The 23,382-nt window shown below is 61.0% G+C and carries 20 protein-coding genes; 7 read left to right on the top strand and 13 right to left on the bottom strand.

What is annotated here, in order from left to right; all coding sequences use genetic code 11:
- Positions 1-77: 77 nt before the first annotated feature.
- The 6 genes from DLM46_RS26480 (at position 78) to DLM46_RS26505 (ending at position 8,314) form a co-directional block, all read left to right on the top strand.
- A complete protein-coding gene (locus DLM46_RS26480; RefSeq protein ID WP_244306372.1) occupies positions 78-707 on the top strand; it encodes a hypothetical protein in 630 nt (209 codons plus the stop codon).
- Between the two features lie 79 nt (positions 708-786).
- Positions 787-1,881 carry a YncE family protein gene (locus DLM46_RS26485; RefSeq protein WP_115105399.1) on the top strand — a complete coding sequence of 365 codons (1,095 nt, stop codon included), beginning with the start codon at positions 787-789 and terminating at the stop codon, positions 1,879-1,881.
- A 96-nt stretch (positions 1,882-1,977) separates the two neighbouring features.
- Positions 1,978-3,270 (top strand): ATP citrate lyase citrate-binding domain-containing protein, encoded by a 1,293-nt coding sequence (locus tag DLM46_RS26490; protein ID WP_115105400.1) that lies wholly within the window; start codon positions 1,978-1,980, stop codon positions 3,268-3,270.
- Between the two features lie 21 nt (positions 3,271-3,291).
- Positions 3,292-5,997 (top strand): CoA-binding protein, encoded by a 2,706-nt coding sequence (locus tag DLM46_RS26495; protein ID WP_115105401.1) that lies wholly within the window; start codon positions 3,292-3,294, stop codon positions 5,995-5,997.
- 239 nt (positions 5,998-6,236) lie between these two features.
- Positions 6,237-6,902 (top strand): response regulator, encoded by a 666-nt coding sequence (locus tag DLM46_RS26500; RefSeq protein ID WP_115105402.1) that lies wholly within the window; start codon positions 6,237-6,239, stop codon positions 6,900-6,902.
- Positions 6,903-7,078: 176 nt separating this feature from the next.
- On the top strand, positions 7,079-8,314 hold the full coding sequence (locus tag DLM46_RS26505; RefSeq protein WP_208866333.1) for an ATP-binding protein: 1,236 nt from the start codon (positions 7,079-7,081) through the stop codon (positions 8,312-8,314).
- 75 nt (positions 8,315-8,389) lie between these two features.
- Here DLM46_RS26505 and DLM46_RS26510 read toward each other — a convergent pair whose 3' ends face one another.
- From DLM46_RS26510 to DLM46_RS26530, 5 genes are all read right to left on the bottom strand, one after another.
- Complete coding sequence (locus DLM46_RS26510; RefSeq protein ID WP_165848063.1) at positions 8,390-9,190, bottom strand: transporter; 801 nt, start codon at positions 9,188-9,190, stop codon at positions 8,390-8,392.
- Positions 9,191-9,318: 128 nt separating this feature from the next.
- A complete protein-coding gene (locus DLM46_RS26515) occupies positions 9,319-10,188 on the bottom strand; it encodes an ABC transporter permease (RefSeq protein ID WP_115105405.1) in 870 nt (289 codons plus the stop codon).
- 27 nt (positions 10,189-10,215) lie between these two features.
- Entirely contained in the window at positions 10,216-11,040 is an 825-nt protein-coding gene (locus DLM46_RS26520) for an ABC transporter ATP-binding protein (protein ID WP_115105406.1), read from the bottom strand.
- A gap of 180 nt (positions 11,041-11,220) precedes the next feature.
- Positions 11,221-12,231 (bottom strand): ABC transporter substrate-binding protein, encoded by a 1,011-nt coding sequence (locus tag DLM46_RS26525; RefSeq protein ID WP_115105407.1) that lies wholly within the window; start codon positions 12,229-12,231, stop codon positions 11,221-11,223.
- Positions 12,232-12,563: 332 nt separating this feature from the next.
- Positions 12,564-14,012, bottom strand: coding sequence for a substrate-binding domain-containing protein (locus tag DLM46_RS26530; RefSeq protein ID WP_208866334.1), 1,449 nt, complete (start codon positions 14,010-14,012; stop codon positions 12,564-12,566).
- 453 nt (positions 14,013-14,465) lie between these two features.
- Between DLM46_RS26530 and DLM46_RS26535 the strand changes: the two genes are divergently transcribed.
- Entirely contained in the window at positions 14,466-15,206 is a 741-nt protein-coding gene (locus DLM46_RS26535) for a hemerythrin domain-containing protein (RefSeq protein ID WP_341868602.1), read from the top strand.
- Positions 15,207-15,874: 668 nt separating this feature from the next.
- On the opposite strand, the gene DLM46_RS26540 is transcribed toward DLM46_RS26535, so the two are convergent.
- From DLM46_RS26540 to narH, 8 genes are all read right to left on the bottom strand, one after another.
- Positions 15,875-16,081, bottom strand: coding sequence for a DUF6494 family protein (locus DLM46_RS26540; RefSeq protein WP_115105409.1), 207 nt, complete (start codon positions 16,079-16,081; stop codon positions 15,875-15,877).
- Positions 16,082-16,349: 268 nt separating this feature from the next.
- Entirely contained in the window at positions 16,350-17,021 is a 672-nt protein-coding gene (locus tag DLM46_RS26545) for a response regulator (protein WP_115105410.1), read from the bottom strand.
- Positions 17,018-18,892 carry a type IV pili methyl-accepting chemotaxis transducer N-terminal domain-containing protein gene (locus tag DLM46_RS26550; protein ID WP_115105411.1) on the bottom strand — a complete coding sequence of 625 codons (1,875 nt, stop codon included), beginning with the start codon at positions 18,890-18,892 and terminating at the stop codon, positions 17,018-17,020. Before DLM46_RS26550 ends, DLM46_RS26545 begins: the two co-directional genes overlap by 4 nt.
- Before the next feature lie 26 nt (positions 18,893-18,918).
- Positions 18,919-19,578 (bottom strand): hemerythrin domain-containing protein, encoded by a 660-nt coding sequence (locus DLM46_RS26555; protein WP_341868603.1) that lies wholly within the window; start codon positions 19,576-19,578, stop codon positions 18,919-18,921.
- 33 nt (positions 19,579-19,611) lie between these two features.
- Positions 19,612-20,391 carry a peptidylprolyl isomerase gene (locus DLM46_RS26560; protein ID WP_115105412.1) on the bottom strand — a complete coding sequence of 260 codons (780 nt, stop codon included), beginning with the start codon at positions 20,389-20,391 and terminating at the stop codon, positions 19,612-19,614.
- Between the two features lie 18 nt (positions 20,392-20,409).
- Complete coding sequence (gene narI / locus DLM46_RS26565; protein ID WP_115105413.1) at positions 20,410-21,138, bottom strand: respiratory nitrate reductase subunit gamma; 729 nt, start codon at positions 21,136-21,138, stop codon at positions 20,410-20,412.
- Positions 21,135-21,851 (bottom strand): nitrate reductase molybdenum cofactor assembly chaperone, encoded by a 717-nt coding sequence (gene narJ, locus DLM46_RS26570; protein ID WP_115105414.1) that lies wholly within the window; start codon positions 21,849-21,851, stop codon positions 21,135-21,137. Before narJ ends, narI begins: the two co-directional genes overlap by 4 nt.
- 3 nt (positions 21,852-21,854) lie before the next feature.
- On the bottom strand, positions 21,855-23,378 hold the full coding sequence (narH, locus tag DLM46_RS26575; protein ID WP_115105415.1) for a nitrate reductase subunit beta: 1,524 nt from the start codon (positions 23,376-23,378) through the stop codon (positions 21,855-21,857).
- Between the last annotated feature and the right edge of the window lie 4 nt (positions 23,379-23,382).

Here is a 23,382-nt window from a genome sequence, read left to right on the forward strand (position 1 = left end):
GAAATAGGTTGCAGTGTCGTTGGCAGTCCTGCCATGTTTGCGCCGCGCCTGGTTAAATTTGAATTCAGGACGTGTTCATGTCCATTCAAGGTGCCGAACCTACACTCGTTCGTACAACTGGTTCCATACCGCCCACCGGGCAAGAGAGGAGACACATGAAGACTTTGACCAAGATTGCATTCGTTACGACGCTCAGCGTGCTGTCGTCGGTATCGGTACTTTGTGCTGCGCAGGCGGCGCCAAACGCCGCGCCGGAAAAGGCAAAAAACTGGACGCCGCCAAACGAGAAAATCTTCGCGCAAGTGCTGTCCGAGCAGATCATGGCGAGCCATCCCGAACTGCTCAGCATCACGTTCCACGGGATTCCGCCCGGTGCGGCCAACGGTACGTACACCATGTTCGCCGGTTCCTATCTGGATCGTATCGGCAACCCGGACGATCCGGACGACATCGACATCATGACAAAAGGCATCACCATCGTGGACCCGCGCTGGCACCGGACCAACGACACGGTCAAGAAGTTCGTCATGATGATGCCGCTACGCGATGCGTCCGGTGAAAACATCGGCCTTCTCGTTGCTGCTTACAAGAACGACGGCAAATACGCCAAAGGGGAGAAAGACTTCTTCCTCGCCGGCACTGCCTTGCGCGACAGCGTGCAGAAGCAGATTCCGAGTTTCAAGGCATTGTTCAATCCGGCCCACTAGACACGTTGAGTGGACCCGAGCGCGAGGCGGCTCTTGCCCTGCGCCGTCTGACCATCGATTGTTCTTCAGGATACAGAAAATGCGTGTGCGAAATTCCCTGCTGTCCCTTGCTGCGCTCGCCTGTGCGGCACTTTGCGCGGGCTTGCCTGGCGAAGCGGCGGCAGCCGAGCCGGCTGCCTCTGCCAATGCCGCGGTGGTGCTTCATCTGGGCGGTCGTACCGAACTGCCGAGCTATGACGGAGACTTTGATCATTTCGCCGCCGACGTCAAAGGGAACCGGTTGTTTCTCGCCGGCGAAGACCAGGGCACGCTGGAGGTCTTCGATCTCCAGTCAGGCGCGCATCTGAAAACGGTCAAAGGCTTCGAGCAGCCGCACGGCATTCTCTACCTGCCTGACGTGAATCGCCTGATCGTGACGGACAGCGGTGCCGGTATGACCAAGGTGGTCGATGCCGCCAGCTACCGCGTCATTGGGTCTATCCGGCTCACCGTCGGCGCGGATTCCATGTACTACGATCCATCGCGCCAGCATCTGTACGTCGTCACCGGCGGCAAGAATGCGGATCCGAAGATGTCCAGGACCATCGTCGCGGAGGTTGACCCGAGAACCGGCAAGCGCATTGGCGAGATGACCTTCGACACCGACTTCACTGAGTCGATGGTGGCGGAGCAGAAGGGCCACCGGCTGTTCATCAACCTGACCGGCAAGAGCGCAATGGCGGTAGTCGACAAGGCCAGCCGCCGGGTCATCGACACCTGGCCGATCAAGGGAGCGGAGCTGAACGCGGCGATGGCGTTCGACGAAACCCATCAACGGTTGTTCGTCGGTACGCGCAAGCCGTTCAAGCTGCTGGTGCTCGATGCCCGCAGCGGGGCCACGCTGGCAAGTTTCGACGCTCCTGAGCGGACCAATCAGGTGATTTTCGACAAGACCAACCAACGCATCTACATGGCTGGTGACGACTATCTCGGTGTGATCCAGCAGAAAGACGCGACGCATTACGAGGAACTCGCTCACGTACCGACGGCCAAGGGCGCCAAGACGGCCATTCTGGTGCCTGAGTTGCACCGGCTGTACGTCGCGGTGTCGCCAGGAGAAAGTAAGGCAGGCGGTGCGTTGCTGCGTTTTGACGTGCTGCCGGACGGCGCGGTTCATTCGCTGGCAGGAAACTGAAGCCGGAGGGCCGCGCGGCCCTTTATGTCATGGCGCTGTGGCCCGGGAGGCGCGCGGGTGCTTTGCGGACGCCAGAATTCCCCCGTAGGAGGCGATATGCAGGTCACAGGTATGTTGTACGGTGCGCGGCTGCTGCAATTCGGAGGTTTTCCGGCCGCGGAGGTACTAGGCCCGGACGCGAGTGAGGAGCAAATCAAGGCATTGCTCGACCGCTACGGGTCGGTGTTCGTGAAACCGGTGTTCAAAGGCGGCGTCGGGAAGAAGGGCAAGGCGGGCCTGGTTGGACGTGCAAGTGATCTCAAGAGTGCGCTGCGGGAAAAGGAGCGTCTTTATTTCGTCGAGCATCGGCACGGCAATCAGGTCGCCAAGTCCAATGGCGTCACGTTCGAAGGGGCGGTCCCTGTCGAGCATGAGGTTTACTTCTCGATCACCGACTCGACGCGTTTCCGTGCGCCGACGATGACGCTCACACATCATGGCGGTGTGGACATCGAGGAACTCGACCGGAGTCTGGTCGCGCAGATACCGTTCGATCCGCTCACCGGACTGAAGGCATTTGTCGTCGCCAATGCGTTGTCCGCGCTGAAGGCACCGAAGGAAATCATCTCGCCGCTGGTTCAGCACTTGCCCAAGCTATGGGAGCTGTATCACAACTTCGGCATGACGACGCTCGAATTGAACCCGATTCGAATGCGTGCGGAGCGCAACGGCCGGCTCGTACCGGTGGCGTGCGACTTCAAGGGCGGGTTCGATCGGGATGACACCCGCTGGCAGCGCCTGAACCTGCCGCCCCATCTTTTCTCGATGGACTACTCGGACTTCGAGCAGGAGATCAATCAGCTTCGTACCTACCAGGGGCAGAGCGATGTATACGTGATCAACGATCGCGGAACGATCCTTGCCCCGACGTTCGGCGGCGGCGCCAATTCGCTCGTATCGGAGATGCTGGGCGACGACGCCATTATTTCCTCGGACTTCGGCGGAAACCCGCCTTACGAGAAGATGAAGCAAGTAGCACGTATCTGTTTCAAGCACTGGCTCAAGCAGACGAACGTCCTCTTCATTATTGGCGGCAAGTCGAACAACACGGACATCTTCGAAACCTTCCGCGCGATGGCTGATGCGCTTCGCGAATATTTCAGCGAGCACGGACCGACGCCGCTGCACGTGGTGATTGGCCGAGGCGGTCCGAACCTCGTGCGCGGCATGGGTGCAATGCGGGATACCTGTGATGCGCTCGGCTTGCCATACAGCATGTTCGGCTTCGACTCGGATATCAGCGAGGTCATTTACTACGCGAAGGCATGTGACGAGTGGATGAAGTCCGGTGGTCGCGACCGAGTGGCAACCATGATGACGGCCACTCAGCCCACGTCGTCCGCTGCATGACCAGCAAGAACGGAGACCACCGTGTACAAGCAAGGTGTAGGTGATTTCAAGTACTACGTCGGTATCGGTTCGCTCGCGCAGGCCGCGACTCGCGACGACCGTGTTTGCGTGTTAAACATTCTCGGCAGCGAGTCGCGGCAGGTGACGCCGGCCGGCCATATTTATTCCGGCGGCAATGTCGTGTTCGGGACGTCGCCAGGACGACGGGGACAGGTTCTCGAGACTTCGATCGGCAACATTCCCGTCTACAACAACGTGGTGGAAGGTCTGGAGGACGGACACGCGTTCAATTGTGGCGTGATCTACCTGCCACCGTCTGCGGCGCGTGACGGCGTCGCGGAATTGATTCGCGTGAACCGCAGCCTGAAGAAGATCTTCATCGTGACTGAGAAGATGTCAGTGCACGATTCGCGCGAGATTCGCGCGATGGGCCAGCAAAATGGCATCGATATATTCGGCGGCAACAGTCTGGGCGTTGCCGACGCGTGGAACCGGGTGCGGATCGGCGGCGCGTTGGGCGGCGATAGCCCTGATGAATCGCTGAGGAAAGGGTCGATTGCTATCCTCTCGAACTCCGGTGGTTTCACGACAACGATCGCGAGCTATCTGCGGATGGCCGGCTGGGGTACGACGACCCTGATCTCGAGCGGCAAGGATGTGTACATTCATTTCGCCGCGCCCGAATTCGCGTTTGCCCTTGCCAACGACGCGCGCAGCAAGGCTGCGGTGCTGTACGCCGAGCCGGGAGGCTATTACGAACTCGACGCACATTTCACCAAGCCGGTGGTGGCATGCGTGGTCGGCAGGTGGAAACGCAAGCTGACGCGTGCTGTAGGCCATGCGGGCGCACTGGCGGGTGGAGACGATGACGCGCAAGCCAAGGAGCGCTGGTTCATGGAGAAGTTCGGTGTCGACGGCGTGTTTACGCCCGAGTCGCCGGTAGTCTCTGCGAGGGGCGCACTGGTTACCAATATTGCGCACATTCCGGCGGCGCTTACCGCCGTCATGCGGGAGAACGGCGCGCTTCCGGATTTCGCGCCGGAAGGCAGTCTCGCGCTGAAGCCGTGGTTCAAGTCATGCAACGGGCTATTGCTGCCGCCCGAACTTGATATTCCAACGGCTGACGCGATGCCGCCGTACGACGAACAGATCGCTGCGCTGAACCGGCAAGTTGGCGCGGTACCGCCTCGTCAAAACATGAAGGATGCGTCTGGCGCCTCGCGGATGGACCCGAAGACTCAGGTGTCCAGCCTGCACGGCGTGTCGATGCTCCAGGCCGCCCAGCGATCGCTTGAGGCGAATGTGTGTCTCGCGCTGCTGCACGATCCAGGGGATGAGAACGACGCGAAGCTGGTCAATGTCGCGATCGGCGCCGAAATCAACCTGAATGGCAATCCGGCACTCGCAGCGGCACAGGCGGCGCGCGAGGCCGGCAATGCGCCGAACAGTGTGCTCGCCGCCGCCCTGAGCATTGTCGGTCCGCGCCGCGCGGCGGGCGCGCGGCAGGCAGTGCGCGCGCTCATCGATCTCGGGACGAGCGCAGGTCTGCACGATGCGCTCGACGAGACTTTCGACGTGACCACGATGCCAACGGATGCGGCGACGCGCGAAATACTGATTGGTGGCGAGCGGGATGCAACCGCGCAGCTTGTCCTGGCCGGTCTGAAGGAGCGTGGCGTGCAATCGGTGTTCGTCCGTTATCTCGAGTCGCTCGGCGAGCACCCGCGTGCAGACGCCGTGCTTGCAGCGATAACGACGACGCTTGCATGGAACCCATTGATGCGCAAACGGGTGTCCCGGCTGACGGCGGAAAGCCTGCCGTGGTGGATGCGCCTGTTCGGCACGCTGATCGGCGCATCGATCGACGAGGCACAGCATCGACCAGAATCCGTATGCGGAATTCCGAACGCCGAGATCGTCGGTCGTCGCTCCCTGACGGAGATGGCTTGCATTGCCCTGATCGGCGTGGAGCCGACCCCCGCGGATCTGTTTGCGTTCGAAACCCTGGTCGGGCTTCTGCTGACTAACGGTCCCGGCGCCATTTCGGCGCAGGGGGCGAAAGGAGCGACATCCGCTGACGGTCCGGAAAACCCGGATCGTGTCCAGCTGAATAAGGCGATGGTGGGTTTTCTCACTCACTCGGGTTTCGCGCACGGAGGCAATGGTTTCGAAGGTGTTGCCTTCCTGCTCGAGCGTTTCAGGGGTGTCGGGCTGGCCGATCCCGGGAACCCGGCGCATGGACTTGACCTGAAAGCGATGGCGACGGACTTTGCCCGCGTATACGGTATCGAGCGTGCGCGGCGCAAGGAGGCCGGCGCGCACGCGGTTGGGGCGTTGCCGTGCATCAACCATCCGGTATTCAAGGGTAAGCCGGTCAACGTCGACCCACGCGAGGCGTTCGTGCTCAAGCTTTACGACGGCCGGGGCGAGTACAACATCTTTCACGACTACTACCGCACGCTGGTGCAGGCCTTGTACGACGAAAACGTGACGCGCAATGTGTTCGCGGTCAACATCGACGCTGTCATAGCGTCACTACTGCTGAAGATGTTGTGGAGCCGGCACCAGGCCGGCGACGTCTCTGAGCAGGAACTCGAGACGGCGGCCTTCGCCGTCTTCCTGTACGGCCGGATGATCGGCTGTGCCGCGGAGATCGACGATCACCTCAATCGCGGCCGTGACCTTGACACGCGAACATCACAAGCGATGGTGCGGTACGTCGCGTAGTGGGTAGCAGGATGGGCACGCATGCGTGGGGACGCTAAGCGCCGCTAAGAGCCGCTAAGAGCCGCGTCAGCGACACAGCACCGAGGGTTACCCCTGATTCGAAAATTCAGGTTGCGTTCAGGTGGCGCTGCTAAATATTCATTCGTACAGGAGCGGAAAGCACCGCCGAATCAGTGCATTGCTTGTGATGGTAGCGAGTTTGCGCTAGCCTGAGATCATCGGAGACGCTGCCTCGATATATGAAAATTCTGATCGTTGAAGACCAACGCAAGCTTGGTCTGTTTCTTAAGCAAGCGTTGATCGAGCGTGCTTATACCGCTACTTGGGTAGGAAGTTGCGCTGAGGCGCGCGACGCGCTCTGTGAGACCAATTACGACGTCATCGTGCTGGATCTTGGCTTGCCTGACGGCGATGGTCTCGCCCTGCTGCGCGAATGGCGCAGCGCAGGATTTAACGAGCCCGTGCTGATTCTCAGTGCACGCGACGCGGTGGAGGATCGCATCAGCGGTCTCGACGTGGGCGCCGACGATTACCTGGCCAAGCCGTTCAGCGTAGAAGAACTGCTGGCACGTTTGCGATCCCTGTTGCGGCGACAGTCCGCCGTGAAGGAGACGGTGCTGCAGCACCAGGGCGTCAAGCTCGATCTCCTGAGCCGTACGGTGCATCTGAACGGGCAGCCGGTCGACGTGACCAGCCGCGAATTCGCCTTGCTCGAAATATTTCTGCAGAACCCCGGTCGAATTCTGCCCCGTACTCTGATTTCCGAGAAGATCTGGGAATCTCACTATGACGTCGACACCAATCTCCTCGATGTTTACATGAGTCGGCTGCGCGCCAAGTTCGAGGTCCCGCTCGGCAAGGCGCTCTTCAAGACCGTTCGTGGCGTAGGCTATCAGCTCATATGAAATCGATCGGGGCTCGCCTCGCGATCTGCTACGTACTTGCCTCAACGGTGACGTTCGCCTCGCTGTTTCTGGCCGGACGCTACTTCATGGAGCGGCATGCGATTCATGCGCTGGACCTGCTCAACGAATCCGAGTTCGAACAACTGAAGGCGGGTGTCGGCCCTGCCGGCAAGGCGTTGTCGCAGGACGTGCTGCGAAATCGCGTGCACGCCATGATGAGCGATGACCTCGAACTCTTCTATGTCGAGGTCGATGCACCGAACGGCGATGTCGTGTTTCGCTCGCAGGGCCTGCGTGGCCATCAGATCCCCGTGTTGCCGAAGGCCCACGTCTTCAATGCGTTTGTCGATGGGTTGGGCGAATTGCGGGCGGGTCTGTTTCCGTTGGGACCGTACAAGGTCCTTATCGCCACCTCGAAGAACCACGTAAAGGTGGTGATGGAGGGTTACGAACGGACCTTCTACGGGTTGTTGCTGGTCATGATCGTAGTCAGCAGCGTCATTGGCTACGGCTTCAGCCGGATGGCGCTGCGCCCGCTCAGGTTGATCCAGGACACTGCCGACCGAATTCGCTCGGATAATCTTAGCGAACGGATTCCAGTCGCGGCGGCGAAGGACGAAATTTCCGACCTGGCGCGCCTGCTCAACCAGATGTTCGATCGTCTCGAGATTTCGTTCGACCAGATTCGCCGATTCACTGCGGAGGCGTCCCATGAACTCAAGACCCCGTTGACGTTGGTGCGGCTGCAGGCGGAGAAACTGGTGATGGAGGGGCAGTTGCTGCCGGTGCAGGAACAGGCTGTGCAGATCCAGATCAAGGAACTCGCGCAGCTCAATCGCATCATCGAGGATTTGTTGTTTCTGTCGCGCGCCGATGCACGTGCCATTACACTCGATCTCAGACTGCAGGACCCCGAGCCATTTCTGCAGTGCTTCGCACAGGACGCCCATGTGTTGGCGGAGCATCAGCAACTGCGATTTTTCCTGACCCACCACGGTTGCGGACAGGTGGCCATTGAACCGAAATGGTTGCGGCAGGTGCTGCTCAATCTGCTGAGCAATGCGCTCTCGGCATCGCCGGCGGGCGGTCGGATCACGTTGCGCTCCACGCTCATGGATGGCACGTGGCAAGTGAGTATCGAGGATGAGGGTCCGGGCGTGCCTGAGGAGCAGCGTGGACGCATCTTCGAGCGCTTCGTGCGTATCAACCGCCCCGGTGAGGACAAGGGCACCGGACTTGGCTTGGCCATCTGCCGCAGCCTTGTTGAACTGCACGGTGGTCGCATCTTCGCCGAGTCCGCGCATGGCGGCTGCGGCTTGCGAATGGTGTTCGAGATTCCTGCTGAGACGTCGACCGACGGTGCAGTCGCCACATCGCAAGATATTCCATTGCGCGAAGCAGACGCGACCTGACTCGTGTGGGTCGCTGCGCGTGTCGGCGCCGGGATGTTACCGGGGGGGCGCGATCTTGTGTTTGCGTCGGCGATCTCAGAGATCGCGCTGATAGCCGAGGTAGTACGAGAACTGATTGGTTTGTTTGACATTGGTGAGACCGCGGCCCACCGAGAACAGCAGTCGATCGCGGTCTGTGAGGTTGTATTGTCCACCAAGGTTGAAAGCCAGTGACGATGGATCGGCGGCGGTGGCAGCGCTGGTATAGAACACTTCCCCGCCGAGTTCGAGCTGCTCGTTAATCTTGCGCACGGCCGCCCAACCTGCAATCCAATAACCCTTCTCGTTCCCATGACGATTGACGACATAACCTCCGCCGCCGAAGGTTGTCCAGTCACCGATCGTTTTCTGCACCCACAACGGCAGCAACACATGGCTGTGACCGTCGCCAAGGCCGAGGTGATCGTTGCCTGTGGGAAGAGTCACGCTAGGGCTGAATGCCACTTGAGGGCGGATACCCTTGTCGTCTTCTGTAATGAAGCGGTACTTGACGCCGAGTTCCATGTCGCTGAACCCGTAGTGGAGTTTCTCGCCGCTCAGATGCATGAATGACATGCCGAGATTCGCGCTGACCTCGAGGTTCTCGGTCGCGCCGTAGTTGATCTCGACAGCGGGCAGCGCACCGCTGTGTTCATCTTGTCTGACGGTGCCGGTGGCACCCGCGTTGATCTCGAAATGCCCCTTTTCAACGGGTTCTGCATCGTCCGTCACGAAGGGCAGGGTGGCTAGGGCGCTGTGGCACGCCAGCAATGTACCGGCGGAGAGTATCGTTGCTACGATCCGCGGGCCGGTACGGGCGAGACGAGCCGTAGGGGTTCGGCGGGGAAAGCTGGACATAGTATTCGGTATCCTAAGGTGTTTTTTGTTTGGCACCTCAAGTGGGGGGCTTGAAGGTGCATGGGTAGGGGCGTGCGGTCGGCGCACCAGGGGGAAAACGGCGGCCGCACGCAACGGCCACCATCGGGTTAATGGCCGATTTCGGTAAACTGCGGCGGACGCCATTTGAGAAGCTTGTTCTCAAGCTGGGTGAGCAGGAACTCCGCACCCAGCGCCACGACCGCCAGGACGATCATCGCGGCGAAAACCCCGGCTGCGTTGAAGGCACCCTGAGCCGTCGAGATCAGCAGACCGATGCCTTGCCGGGAGCCAAGGAATTCACCCACCACGGCCCCAACGAGCGCGAAACCGAAGCTGACGTGCAGGCTCGCCAGAATCCAGCTCATGGCCGCGGGCAGCACCACTGTCAGGGTGACCTGACGCTTCGACGCACCGAGGATGTGGGCGTTGGCGATGAGATTCCGGTCCGCTTCGCGCACGCCCTGGAAGGCGTTGGCGAATACCACGAAGAACACCATCACGACTGCCAGCGCAACCTTCGACGCCATGCCCAGTCCCAGCGCGATGATGAACACCGATCCAAGCACGACGCGCGGAATCGAATTGGCGATCTTGATGTAGAGACTGAATACGTCGGCAAGCAGCTTGTTGCGGCCAAGCGCAATGCCCGCGATGACGCCGCCCACGCCACCGATCAGGAAGCCGAGTCCGGTTTCCTCCAGCGTCACTAGCACCTGCACCCAAAGCGGGCCCTGCGAGGTGCCCTCGGTCAGCCATGTCCAGATCTGGCTGACGATCATCGACGGCATGGAGAAAAAGAATGGATCGATCCATCCCGTTTGTCCCGCCAGTTCCCAGCCGCCGAGGGTCACCACCAGCACCGCGATGCGAAGTATGTGAACCAGCGTTTGGCGACGGCGCATTTTCCCTTGCGCTTCGAGTTCCACCTGGCGCAGTTCGATCTCCTGCGTCGGCAATCCAGTCATTCGGGTATTCATGGTGTTCCTCGCAATGCCTGCGGGCAGTCAGATATGGACTTCATCGCGCAGATCGTTCCAGATCTGGCGGGAGAGTTCGATAAAACGTGGCGAATAGCGCGCCTCCGAGACCTCGCGGGGGCGCGGCAAGCCGATTTCGTAGGAGGCTTTGACGGTGGCCGGCCCGGACGTCAGCACGAAGACTTTGTCGGCGAGTGCAATCGCTTCTTCGATATCGTGTGTGACGAAAACCACTGAAGCACCGTTGACGCTCCATAGATGCAGCAGTTCGTCCTGCATCAGTGCGCGCGTCTGCACGTCGAGCGCCGAGAATGGCTCATCCATCAAGAGGATTTCGGGCTCGTTGATGAAGGTCTGCGCAAGAGCCACGCGTTTGCGCATGCCGCCCGACAACTGGTGCGGATAGTGCCGTTCGAAGCGCGACAGGCCGACCCGGCGAATCCAGTCCATGGCTTTGTCGTGAGCTTCATCCTTGCGCATGCCGCGATAGATCGGCCCGGCGGCGACGTTATCGAGCACGCTCTTCCAGGGGAAAACCGCATCGCTCTGAAACACGAAGCCGATGCGGCGGTCGATGCCCGTCACCGGTTGGCCCCAGATCCGGACCGTGCCGGCGCTCGGCCGGGCGAGGCCGGTGATCAGGCTGAGCGTGGTGGACTTGCCGCAGCCAGTGGGGCCCACCACGGCGCAGAACTGACCTTTCTCCACGCTCATGCTGAAGTTCTGCAGCGCCATGATGGCCTTGCCCTCCGGGCTGACGAACCTGCGACTGACGCGCTCGAGTTCGATTGCGGGCGTGGTGCCGCCGATGTTTGCGGCCGCAGGCCTGCCGGTTGCCAGTTGGACTGTCATAGGTAACTCACCTTAAGTGCCAGATTCTCGTTGTGGAATGGGCGCGCCGCGTCGTGGCGGCGTTCGCGCGTTGGAGCAGGGCGATGAGCGCGACCCCTCATCGAAACAGGGATCGACCTCGCGGCCGCGGCACGCCGCAGTCGCGATGCGAACAGATCGCCACGGCCCGTGAACCCGGCATCAGTTCGCGGGCACCGCCGAGACGAACTCCGTGGTGTAGGTTTTCGACAGGTCGATGTTGCGGCCCTTCAGACCCTTGTCGAACGCCGACAAGACCTTGAGCACGGTCTGCGGACCCGACTCCGGCATACGGCCGTCCGGAATGAACGAGACCTTGCCGACGGCCAACGCCTTGACGTAACTGTCCCGGTCGCCGGCGTAGTAGTCGGCCGGCATTTTCGCGGTGAGTTCTTCGGCGCTATGGGTCGAGATATAACGGAGCGTCTTGACGAATGCGTTGGCGAGCTTCTGCGCTGTGGCCTTGTGGGCGTTGACCCAGGTTGTCTGCATATAGAGGGAGGCGGCCGGGTACAAGCCGCCCAGCCACTTCTGGGTGCTTTCGGGGGAGCGCAGGTCGACCAGCACCTTGGCGTCGCCGGTCTTGAGCAGGCGCGAGATGGTCGGCTCGGTGGTCATGCCGCCGTCGATCTTGCCCTGCTTGAGGGCCGCGATGAAGGTATTGCCGGCGCCGACCGGCAGCGACGTCACTTCGCTGATCGGTACGCCATGCGATACCGCCAGATATTGCGTCAGGAAATTGGTCGAGGAGCCGAGCCCGGTGACGCCCAGCGTTTTGCCGCGCAGATCGGCCGGCGACTTGACCGTATTGGCGAGTTTCGATGAGATCAGTTCGACCTCACCGGGCGTATGGCTGAATTGCACGACAGATTCGATGACCTTGCCTTTCGATTGCAGATCAATGGTGTGATCGTAAAAGCCCACCACGCCTTGTACCTGCCCGGCGATCAGTTCGTTCTCTGCGTCGACGCCGGCCGGTTCGTTGAGCAGTTCGACGTCGAGACCTTGCTCCTTGAAGTAGCCGAGTTGTTCCGCCAGCTTGGCCGGCAGGTAAATCTGCTTTTCCATGCCGCCGACCATCAACGTTATCTTTTCGTTGGCTGCAAGGGCGGAATGGGAAAGGGTGCCCATCACCAGGGCGCCAAGCGCAATGCGCAAAGCCGTGTGTTTCATGGTGCGATCTCCTGAATGTCAGTGTTATGGCGTCGCGCGAGTCGCGCTCAGTGTTCCTGGACGAATACGCGTTGCAAGTCTTTGCGGGTAGCGTATTGAACAAGCTCATTTATAGAGATCCAGCCTAAAATCAGGCTGAATCGAAAATGAAAGTCTGTTCAGGGACGCCCATCATGCATGGCGCAAGAGGGGCGGGAAGGCGGGGCGACGGCACAGCGGCGCAGGCCCGCGCAACACCGGCGGCATAGGTGTCACGGGTGCCGAACCGGCATGGAAGTGCAAACAATAAAAACGGAGAAGGAGAGCCGCGCGAGGCGGCAATGACGTAGCGCTTACTTGAGTTTGGCCAGTTCCTGCCGCGCCTCGGTTGCGTTCAGCGGGAAATAGGCGGAATAGCGCACGGGCTCCTGGCCCGCGCGACTCAAAATATAGCGCAGGAAGGCTTTTACCGGTTCGGACAGCGGCCGGTTCAGACGGATATACATGTAGCGTGTGAGCGGGTAGCGGCCGCTGGAAGCATTCTCGGCGTCGAGCGCGTAGAACGGGCCACCCGCCTTGCCTGCCACCGCCAGCGCCTTGAGGCCGGCACCTCCTTCCTCCAGGCCGCCGAAGCCAATTGCGCCCGGGTCGTGCGCAATCGCCTCGGCGGTCTGGGCGATGGAACCTTCATGCACGGCGCGATTCCACCGACCGCCCTTGAGCACCATGACTTGCATCGACATCGCGTTGGGCGCGACATGGGGCGGCATGTAGATCGTAATGGGTCGATCCGCCCACGCGCCGGTCAAGCCAAGTTGCCCCCAGCGCGTAATAGTCGGGTGTTCCCCGAGGATCTCCGCCAGTTGCGCCACCGTGATCTGCGTCAGCGGGTTGTTCTCAGGCACGAATATAGCCTGTGCCGTGGTGCGTTGCGGGGTATTGAAGCCGCCGCGCGCGACGCGGATCTCGACGGGGAACTTCTGATGATGCGTGGCATCGTAGGCGCGACTTTCTTCTGGCCAGAGTTCACGACCCATCGGCGCCATGTCGGTGTCGTTGACAAGCAAAGCGAGCAAACCGTTCAGGGTGCCCAGATGCTCCCAGCGTTCACCTTTTTGTACGCCCGGCTGGACACGATGAAAATCCTGAATCCAGGTATCCATCAGCGATTTCATGCCGTCGCTACCGATACTGTCGATCTTGCCGTGCAGGTTTGCGACTGTCTTGTAGACCTGCAATGCAGGATCGAGCGGCGGGAGAAAGGTTTGTAGCCTGGCGTTTTCCTTCGCGGCTTCGTTGGCGCTGAGCGGCTGGAAGGATGCGTGGTTCGCCACGATTTCCTGCCCGTCGCGGCTCAGCATGAACGCTAGAAACTCTTTAACTTTCTGCGGCAGCGGTGCGCCGGGGCGTTGATTCACTGCGATGTACGCCGGACGTCCATCCACACTTGCGACGCGTACGAGCAACGGCGATTTCATCATGTCACCGGCGAACTGGTGGGCATAGGGCTGCAACTCGGTCGGCCATGGCTCGCGCGTGAGCGGCGCGATGTCGGCATTGCCGAACATCAAAGCGCCGAATGCCGTTACGTCGCTCTCATGTTGCCAGTTTGGTCCACGGCGAACGCCGGGCTGGCGTTGTTCAAATGCTGCGAGCCATTCGTTCATCAACGGCTTCATCGCATCGTCGCCGACACTGCTGATGGTCCCGGCGACGCGCTGTTCCGGCTGGTAGACCGGCAACCCCGCGTCGACGGTCTGCGTGGCATGGACGTTGGCGACAGACAGGAGCAGGCTCACCATGCAAGCGACTAGGGTGAGACTACGTGGCATCCTCTTGGCACCGGTCACCGCGCAACGGCCAGCATGCGTGTCGGGGATGGTGCCTGTGGTGCTCAGGCGCAAGCAAGGCGCCGTTTGGATACGCAGGCTTTGCACTTTGTTCGTGTCTCCATTGGTTCTTCTCCACTTCAATCGGCAATTTCGCCCAGCCGCTTTCCCTTGCTTTGCATCATAGGCCGGACGAACGCGAGGATTCGATTTGAACGATGGGGCGTGGTGCTGAACGCAACCTGAACCGATCATGAAAATCCGTTCATGATCGGTCGCAACTGTTCTCATGCACGTTTGAATCGCTTTCCTCGATAACGAATTTTCGCTACTCCCTCAGATCGGATAGACCTCGGCATTGTCCGGCTTGCGGCACTCGCCGAGGCCGAGAAGTCGTTACCGTACAGTTCCTGATCGCCTTCCGCGGTGTTCACCCATGTTTTCGTAGTGGCTGAGTGGGCTGCGCTCCTGATCGGCGCTGCCTTTGATGCAGATCATGGGGTTACTCGTCGCGCCCTCTATATTTTGTTCCATGGGGACTCAGGCGATCGCAGGTTGAAGATGCCGCATCCACGGGTAAGAGGGGGTGATATGCAAACGCTGGCTCCGCAAAGCGCCGTAAAGGTAATCCTTAGGGAACACCAGCAGCTATCGATGGTCATCACGGGCATGCAACGCTTTGTCAAGCTGCTCGGTGCCGGCGTAGATGCACCTGGGCCGGTGATGCTTCGGTCCATGCTGTTTTACATTAGCGAATATCCCGAGCAGCTACATCATCCCAAGGAAGAGCGCTATCTGTTCGCGCGCCTGCGGCACCGTGCCAACGACCTCGACAAAACCATCGACGAGTTGGAGAAACAGCACGCTGAAGGCAAAGCGCGAGTGCAAAGCATCGAACATGCGTTGACCCGATACGAACTGGCGGGCGAGTCCGCTCTCGCGGTGTTGCGCGAGATGGTCGATGAATACGCCGTGTTTTCCGCAAATCACAAGCGTCTGGAAGAAGAGGTGATTCTGCCTGCCGCGCGTCAATGGCTGACGGAGGTGGACTGGAACGAACTGAATGAGGCGTTTGGAGCAAACCGCGATCCGTTCGCCGGGGTCAAGGCCGAGGCAGATCTCGGCCGCCTCTTTGCAATGATCGTCAGGGCCACCCTGCAACCTTAATTGTCCGCGCCGACTGAATTTTGACCTGGCGGAGGGTAAAAATTTGGCGAACGTCAACAAGCATGGATGTCCGCAGGACGCTGGTTGCAGCCGTTGACCTCGCGCTAGCCGCACGGGCCGTTGAGGGGGGTGTGTCGCAGGAACAAGTGGGCGGTAGAATTCCGGCGATACAAGGTCGGCCATGAGTGATCCGATGAAGACGCCAAACCCGGCGCCAGCCAAGGTACTGAAACGCTTGCACTAGCCTGTGAAGATCTCAATGATCTGCTCATTTGGGCACATTGGTGCCGTCGGCCCGTGAGGGTCCACTTCCTTCTGCTTTTCGCATCCGGTAGGTGGGGGCGTTCAATCGATTTGTCGCCGCGCAATAAAGCGAGAAGGGTGATACCTCCTTCACCTTCATCAAGACTCATTCTTTGAAGGAGCACGATTGACCGCCTGCGGTCGGCACAAGTCCTGCGGTCGGCACAAGTCAGTTGTCCGTTGCGAGGCGCCGCGAGTATTCGCCACTACCTGCCGAACGTGCGCCAGGCAGTGTAGAGCACAATGTTGGACGGCTACCGGACTCGCAGGTTCGCCGGGGACCAACGGTCGTCGCATGCAGCTATTGCGGCCATCGAGGCGGGTTTTTTGTGCGTCGCCATGCGTATCGTTTGGGCTTGATCAGGTCATTCAAGCGCGATTTCGCCTTTGAAGTCGACGCTCAGGCCAAGCCCCGCAATGTGCAGTGTCACCTGCGCCGGAAACGATTCTGTTCCGGAGATGGTGCCGTCAGCGATGGCCTTGGCAACCGCGCGTTCGATTTCTCGCTGAGAATTGATGCCGACCATTTTGAGGAACTTACGCACGCTCAGGTTAAATGCTTCGTCGTTCATTGGGTACCTCCGGGTTTGAGATCAGCGTGGAACGCCAGTCGCGCTTTCAGATTAGACGCCCATGTTGTGGACCCGACAAGTGGCGGCGTCGCTGGTGTTGCGTGTCCGGTAGTAGGGTTGCCGTCAAATCCCGCTTGGCGGCATAGCGAGAAGTCGTAGATTTCCTGGGACGCTGCCCTGCATGGACGGCGGTCGCAGTGACGTGGTCGATTCGGCGGGCAACGATGGCGTTTCGGTCATGCCGTCGTCCGTTGCGCACCGCGCGCAATCAGGCTGCGCGAGCGACGGCATAGGCCGCCGCTTGCACGCGCGAGCTGAGCTTTAACTTCCGCAGGATGTGCTGCACATGGATTTTTACCGTCGCTTCGGCAATGTTCAGCGCTCGTGCTATTTCCTTGTTGGTTCTGCCCTGCGTGATATGTCCCAGAATCTCGTCCTCGCGGGCAGACAAGGTATGAATCGGATCCTGATCGGGGGATGCTTCGTCCACTTTTGACCCGCTTTGCAGTGACTGAAACGCGGTCACCAGCTTGCCGGTCATTTCAGGGCTGATCGCCGATTCGCCCGCCATTGTTCTCACGATTGCGGCGGCCATCCCGTCGCTGTCGACCGTCTTGAGCAGATAGCCGCGTGCGCCGCCGCGGAGCGCCGCAGCCAGATCGTTCTCGTCCTCACTGATAGTGAGCATCAACACCTGAGCCTGCGGCGCCGCTTCCCTTAGCCCGGCGAGTGCGTCCACGCCATTCACGCCCGGCAGATGATTGTCGAGGAGAATGATATCGGGCTGCGTTTCGGCAGCGCGTCGATACGCTTCACCGGCATCACCGGCCTCGGCGACTACGACGAATCGCGGATCGACCGTCAGAAGCGCAATCACGCCACGCCGGAAAAGGGTGTGGTCGTCGACCACGAGGATGCGAATCTGTTTCTGTTCGATCATGCTGCCAGTCTCCTGCGTTCGGGTAGTGTCAGCACGATGCAGGTGCCCGAGCCAGGCACCGAGGCGATTTCGACGTCGGCCCCGATGCGCTCGGCCCTTTCGCGCATGATGCGCAAACCGACATGGGTTTCGTCCTGCGCCGTGGCGCCCGTGGCGAAGCCGCAGCCGTCGTCCCGGACTTCCACGCGCCACTGCGGCGCCTGCTGGACGTCCACCCACACTTCACTCGCGCGGGCGTGCTTGCGGACGTTCGAAAGCGCTTCCTGCACGACATGCAACACCTGCACCTGCACGTCGGCAGGCAATGGAACGCCGGTGCCTTCAATTGACAGATGGGTGATCAGGCCCGTCTGGTGCTCGAACTTCTGCAGGGTGGTTTGCAGCGCAGGAACGATGTCCTCGGCATTCGTGCGCGTACGAAAGTGCATCAGCAATTCCCGCACATCGGACAGGCTTTCGTGAATGCCGGCCTCGAGCTCACCGACCGTCCGTTCCGTCCTCAGTGCGTCGGCATCTTTGAGTGCGCTGCGCAGCAGGCCAGTCTGGATTTTCATGAACGCGAGGCTTTGCGCAATGGAGTCATGCATTTCCCGCGCGAGCAGGCTCCGCTCGGCAGCGACGGCGGCTTCACGTTCGAGCGCGCCGGCCCTGAGCCCTTCGATCGCGACAGCCAGGTGGCTGGCCATCGTCTCCAGCAAAGTGCGGTCTTCCCCGCTCAGGGCGGTGGGGGTGCGGTAGAACAGATCCATCTCGCCGATCATCCGGTCCTGAAGTTGCACGGGAACGCTGATGACGGTTGCGAAGCCCGCTTGCCCGCAGCCGCGCAGCAGTCCCTCACCGTCGAGCCGGATCGGGATCACGCGTGTGTCGGCCTGGGCCATCGACTGGCCGCAATGGCAATTACCCGTCGGAATACACTGTTCGCGGTCGATTACGTTGCGAGGCAGGCCGTCCGACGCCACCAGCAGGTACCGCAGGTTCGCTTCGTCGGACCAGCGAACGGCCGATGCGTCCGCCTTCGCGACGCGTCTCACCTGCTTCGCAAAACCATCGGCCAGTTCGTCCAGCGTCGAGGCGTGAGCCGCAAACGCGCTCGCTTCGTACAGCGCTGTCAATCGGCCATGCTGTGCGGCGAGCCGCAAGGTCTTTTCCTCCACCTTGACTTCGAGATTCTGGTAAAGCTCCTGCAACGTTTCCGTCATGCGGTTGAAGCCTTCCGAGAGGGCGCCGAACTCGTCGCTCGATTCGACCGCGACCCGCGCCGACAGGTCCCCTTCGCGCACGCGAGCGAGGCCGGATCTAAGCCGCTCCAGGGGATTGAAGACGAACAGATACGCCGAATAGAGCAACGTTACCGCACTGGCGATGGTCAGGCCGACCATGAGAACCTGCAGCAGGTTCAGGATGGTGGTCAGATAGGAGAGGCGCACTTCGATCGCCGAAACGAGGACGTCAATGTGTTCGACGAAGGCCTGAGCCTGTTGCGCAGCCTGCGTCGGGTCCGGTGCGGGCGAGGCGGTCCACGCCGCCCGTACTGTGCGCCAGGTGCGCTGCACGTCTGCGAAGGCTGCCGTCGAGCGCGTATCGCGTGGCACAAGCAATGGCCGCGCCGGATCGCCGTCGCGCAACAGGGCGACGCTTTGCCCGAACTGGTCGATCTGGGTCTTCGCCAACACCGCGTCGCCACGCGCAAGCGTCTGCGCGAGCCGCCACGTTTGCATGCGCATGCGTCCAGCTTCGTTGACGGCCGCCGCGCCGCCTTCGAGTTGCCAGCTTGCCCAGAGCGTGTAGCCAATGGAGGCGAATGCCGCCACCAGCAGCGTGCCGCCGATGATGCCGAGCTTGGCGGCCAGTGTCTGGAATCTGCTCATTTTGGTCCCTGGATCGCTCCAGACGGTTAGAACGGACGCTTTGCCCACGATCGATGCCAGCGTACGCCCCGCCGCTGCGCCATTTCACAGCCCATCGCGTCGCGGGCGGTGTCGTCGAGTAACTGCCGCGCGGCCGGATACACCTGTGTTTCTTCGGCCGCAATGTGACCGCGGTACAGCGCCGCAAAGGTAGCCCAGCGCCCAAAAGCTTCAGTCGACATATTTACCGGCCATCGACCCGCAACCAACTGATCCAGATCAATCCGAAGCGTTTTCCACTGTTCCGACATGGTGAGATGTTCGCGCTGCAGTTTTTCGATAATTGCGGTCCGGGCTGGCAGGCCTTGCGACGTCAGGGCCGGGAACAGGTGCCTTTCTTCGTCTTCGTGATGGGCGGGACCGGCTACGTCGAAATACCGCGTGATGTCGCGCGCAGCTTGAGCCGCGTCGGCATCCGCGCCGCATTCCTCAAGGTGCCGAGCAAGCCGTTCGAGCAGAATTAACATTCGCTCGGCCTTTTCGTGGCACGCGGTGAGCATATCGAAAGGTTCGTCGAATCCTGCGCCGGGCGATGCGTGGAGAACGGGAAAGGAGGTCATGACTAGCGCCCCAGTAAGGGCGCCGCTGCAGCTGACCAGTGAGACATGGCTGAATTTCAGCGCCGGATAGAAGTCGACCAATAGCATGACGCTCCTTCTGCGACGTGGACAGCCTGACGGCTACTGGACGAGTGGCGTGGCCGCAGCATCGAGGTCCACGCCTGCAAGATCAGCCCGGCCGGCGAGCAAACTGACGTACTGGCGCAGTGCAGTGGCGAAGGCCTGCTGGCGAAGCCCCTGCGCGACCGCCTCGCTTACCGCCTCGAAGCCGGGCACGGTGCCGGCATCCCGCTCCATGACCTCGACCACGTGCAGGCCGAAGCGGCTGTGCACGAGGTGCGGCAGTACGCCGATGTCCGGTCGGCCGAACAGTTCGCGCGCGAACTCGGGTGCGCATTCATCGGTGCGTAACCATCCCAGATTGCCGCCATCGCCGCCGCTCGGACAGTTCGACAGATCCCGCGCCACACGGGCGAAGCGGCCGTCCGCTCCCGCATCTTCGCATCGCAGTTCCAGCAGGCACGTCTCCGCGCGCCTGCGCAGGGCGCCGATATCGATCCCGGGCGTGACGGCGAACAACACATGGCGTGCGCGCACCCGCTCGCCGACAGCGTAGCGGTTTCGATGCGCGGCATGGTATCTGCGGCAGGCATCTTCCGTCGGTTCGGGTAATTGCAACGCGCGCTCCAGCAATGCGTCGATCGCCTGCGAGGCGACGACGCTGATGGCGCCGTCGGTGGGTACGGGATCGTCTGCGTCGAGCAGGCCTTCCTCGATGGCCGACTGACGCAGCAGTTCAATGCACGCACGCTGGCGTAGCGCTTCGGCGGACAGCATTTCGCCGCTTTTGTGCAACGCAGTCCCATTGACGGTTGCGACGGCAGATAGATTGTCTTGCATGCTCGATTTTCCTGCGGGTCAATCCTTGCGACGCGGCTGTTGATGACCGGCCGGCACGTTCAAACGCCGCGAACGCACCAGCTGGTAAGGGCGGAACAGGTACGCGACCGAGGCGAAGCCGCTCCAGACATGAACCAGCCGGCTGAACGGGAACAGCAGGAAGACCGTCATGCCGAGGACGATATGCACCTTGAACGGCCATTCAACGGCAATAAGGCCGCTTGCGTCGGGTCGGAACGTCACGATGCGTTGCGCCCAGTCGGCGAGCCTCAGCATCGTATGCGCATCCGCCCGGTCGGCGAATGAAAAAGGCAATGTGAGCAGACCGAGGCAGAGCTGTACCCACAGAATCGCGAGGATCGCCAGGTCGGTCTGGTGACTCGTGAGACGGATGCGAGGATCGAAGATGCGCCGGTGCAGCAGCAAGGTCAGACCGGCGAAGCAGATCAGGCCGGCTGTCCCGCCCGAGATAATGGCCAGCAGTTGCTTGTGCTGCGCGCTGATGAACGGCTCGTAAATAAAATGCGGTGTCAGCAACCCCACCGTGTGCCCGAACAGCAGGAACAGGATGCCGATATGGAACAGGTTGCTGCCCCAGCGCAATTGCCCGGCGCGCAGAAGCTGCGACGAATCACTCTTCCACGTGTACTGGTCACGGTCGAAGCGCGCCAGACTGCCCATCAGGAACACTGCGAGGCAGATGTACGGATAAACGCTGAAGAGGAAGGTGTGCGCGGCGATGTTCATGTGGACGCTCCATGCGCGGATTGACCGGGTTGCGACTGGCGTGACGCTTTGACGATACGGACCGGTTGTGGTTCACCGGGACTGCGTTGCCCGTCGGATGAACAGCCACCGAAGGCAGCGGGCTCGCTCCAGGTTTCATCGAGATTGGGCTCGACGGGAACCTCGACGATCTTCGTCGGTTCGCCGGCGAGGTCGAGCAGCGCCGCCAGCACGCCGGCGTAGGCGCTTTCCCGCCTCGTCAAAGCACTGAAGATGTTGCGCAGGATGTGCGCGATTTCCCGCAGAAAGTCGGCGGCCGGCCCAGGCGGTTGCGTCGACGCATATTCCAGCGCCACGGTCAGATGATCCGGCAGTTCGCCGGATGCCAGGTAGAGACCCGCTTCCTCATAGGTCTTGATCAGATCGATCATCGCCGGGCCGCGATCGCGCGAATCGCCGTGTACGTGCTCGAACAGGTGCAGTGCCGTACCGCGTCCCCGGTCGAAGAGGTCCACGTACGCCGCCTCTGCGTCGAGCCCCGAGGCGTCGAGAAGCTGGTCGAACAACGCATCGATTTCGGCGAGCCGCTCGGCGCCCAGCGTGCGCTGCGCGTGTAAGGCCGCGCGCAGGTCGGGCAGATGTTCACGCAGCGCCGCGTCCGGATAGTCGAGCAGATGCGCCAGCACGCGTAGCGTCGCGGCGAATGGGGAAGAATGAAGGGCGTGGGTAGACATCGTTCAGACCTCCACCTTGATGGGAATGGTGCGCTTCTTTTCGCTGCCGAACAGGCTCGTTTCCGTCACCCCCTCGGAACAGCCGTTGCCGAAGCTGAACCCGCAACCGCCGCGCACGTTGAAGGCGTTCTCCGCATACTCGCGGTGCGTGGTCGGAATCACGAAACGGTCTTCGTAGTTGGCGATCGCCATCACGCGGTACATGTCTTCCACTTCATCGGTGCTCAGGCCTACCTGTTGCAGGGCGGCCTGGTTTTCCCAGCCGTCCACATGCTTGCTGCGCTGATAGGTCCGCATTGCAAGCATCCGCTCGAGCGCGCGCACGACCGGCTTCGTGTCGCCTGCGGTGAGCAGGTGCGCGAGGTATTTGACCGGAATGCGCAACTGGTTCACGTCCGGGATTTCGCCGTTTGCGCTGATGTGGCCCGCGTTCGCCGCCGCGGCGATAGGCGAGAGCGGCGGGACATACCAGACCATCGGCAGCGTGCGATATTCCGGATGCAACGGCAGCGCGACCTTCCAGTCAACCGCCATCTTGTAGACGGGGCTCGCACGCGCGGCGTCGAGCCATTTTTCCGGTATGCCGTCCCTGCGGGCCTGTTCGATCACTTCCGGATCGTGTGGGTCCAGAAAAATGCCGAGCTGCGCCTCATACAGGTCCTTGTCATGCTCGACGCTCGCGGCCTGTTCGATGCGATCTGCGTCGTACAGCAGCACACCGAGATAGCGGATGCGTCCGACGCAGGTTTCCGAGCACACCGTCGGTTGTCCGGCTTCGATGCGCGGATAGCAGAAGATGCATTTCTCCGCCTTGCCGCTCTTCCAGTTGTAGTAAATCTTCTTGTACGGGCAGCCGCTTACGCACATGCGCCAGCCGCGGCACTTGTCCTGATCGATTAGCACGATGCCGTCTTCCTCGCGCTTGTAAATCGAACCGGACGGGCACGATGCGACGCATGCGGGGTTCAGGCAGTGCTCGCACAGGCGCGGCAGATACATCATGAAGGTGTTTTCAAACTGGCCGTAGATGTCCTTCTGGATGTCGTCGAAGTTGCGGTCCTTGCTGCGCTTGCTGAATTCGCCACCGAGGATTTCTTCCCAGTTCGGTCCCCAGACAATCTTTTCCATGCGCTGACCGGTAATCAGGCTACGCGGTCTCGCCGTCGGCGCTGCCTTCATTTCCGGCGCGCTCTGCAGGTGGTCGTAGTCGAATGTGAAGGGTTCGTAATAGTCGTCGATCTGCGGCAGGTTCGGGTTGGCGAAGATGCGCATCAGCAGCTTCCACTTCGCGCCCTGGCGCGGCGCGATCGAACCATCGGAATGGCGCACCCAGCCGCCGTTCCACTTGTCCTGGTTCTCCCATTCCTTCGGATAGCCGATGCCGGGCTTCGTTTCGACATTGTTGAACCAGGCGTATTCCATGCCCGGCCGGCTGGTCCATACGTTCTTGCAGGTGACGCTGCAGGTGTGACAGCCGATGCATTTGTCGAGGTTCAGCACCATGCCGATCTGTGCGCGTACTTTCATGGTT

This window comes from Paraburkholderia lacunae (assembly GCF_003353175.1).
Taxonomy (GTDB): domain Bacteria; phylum Pseudomonadota; class Gammaproteobacteria; order Burkholderiales; family Burkholderiaceae; genus Paraburkholderia; species Paraburkholderia lacunae.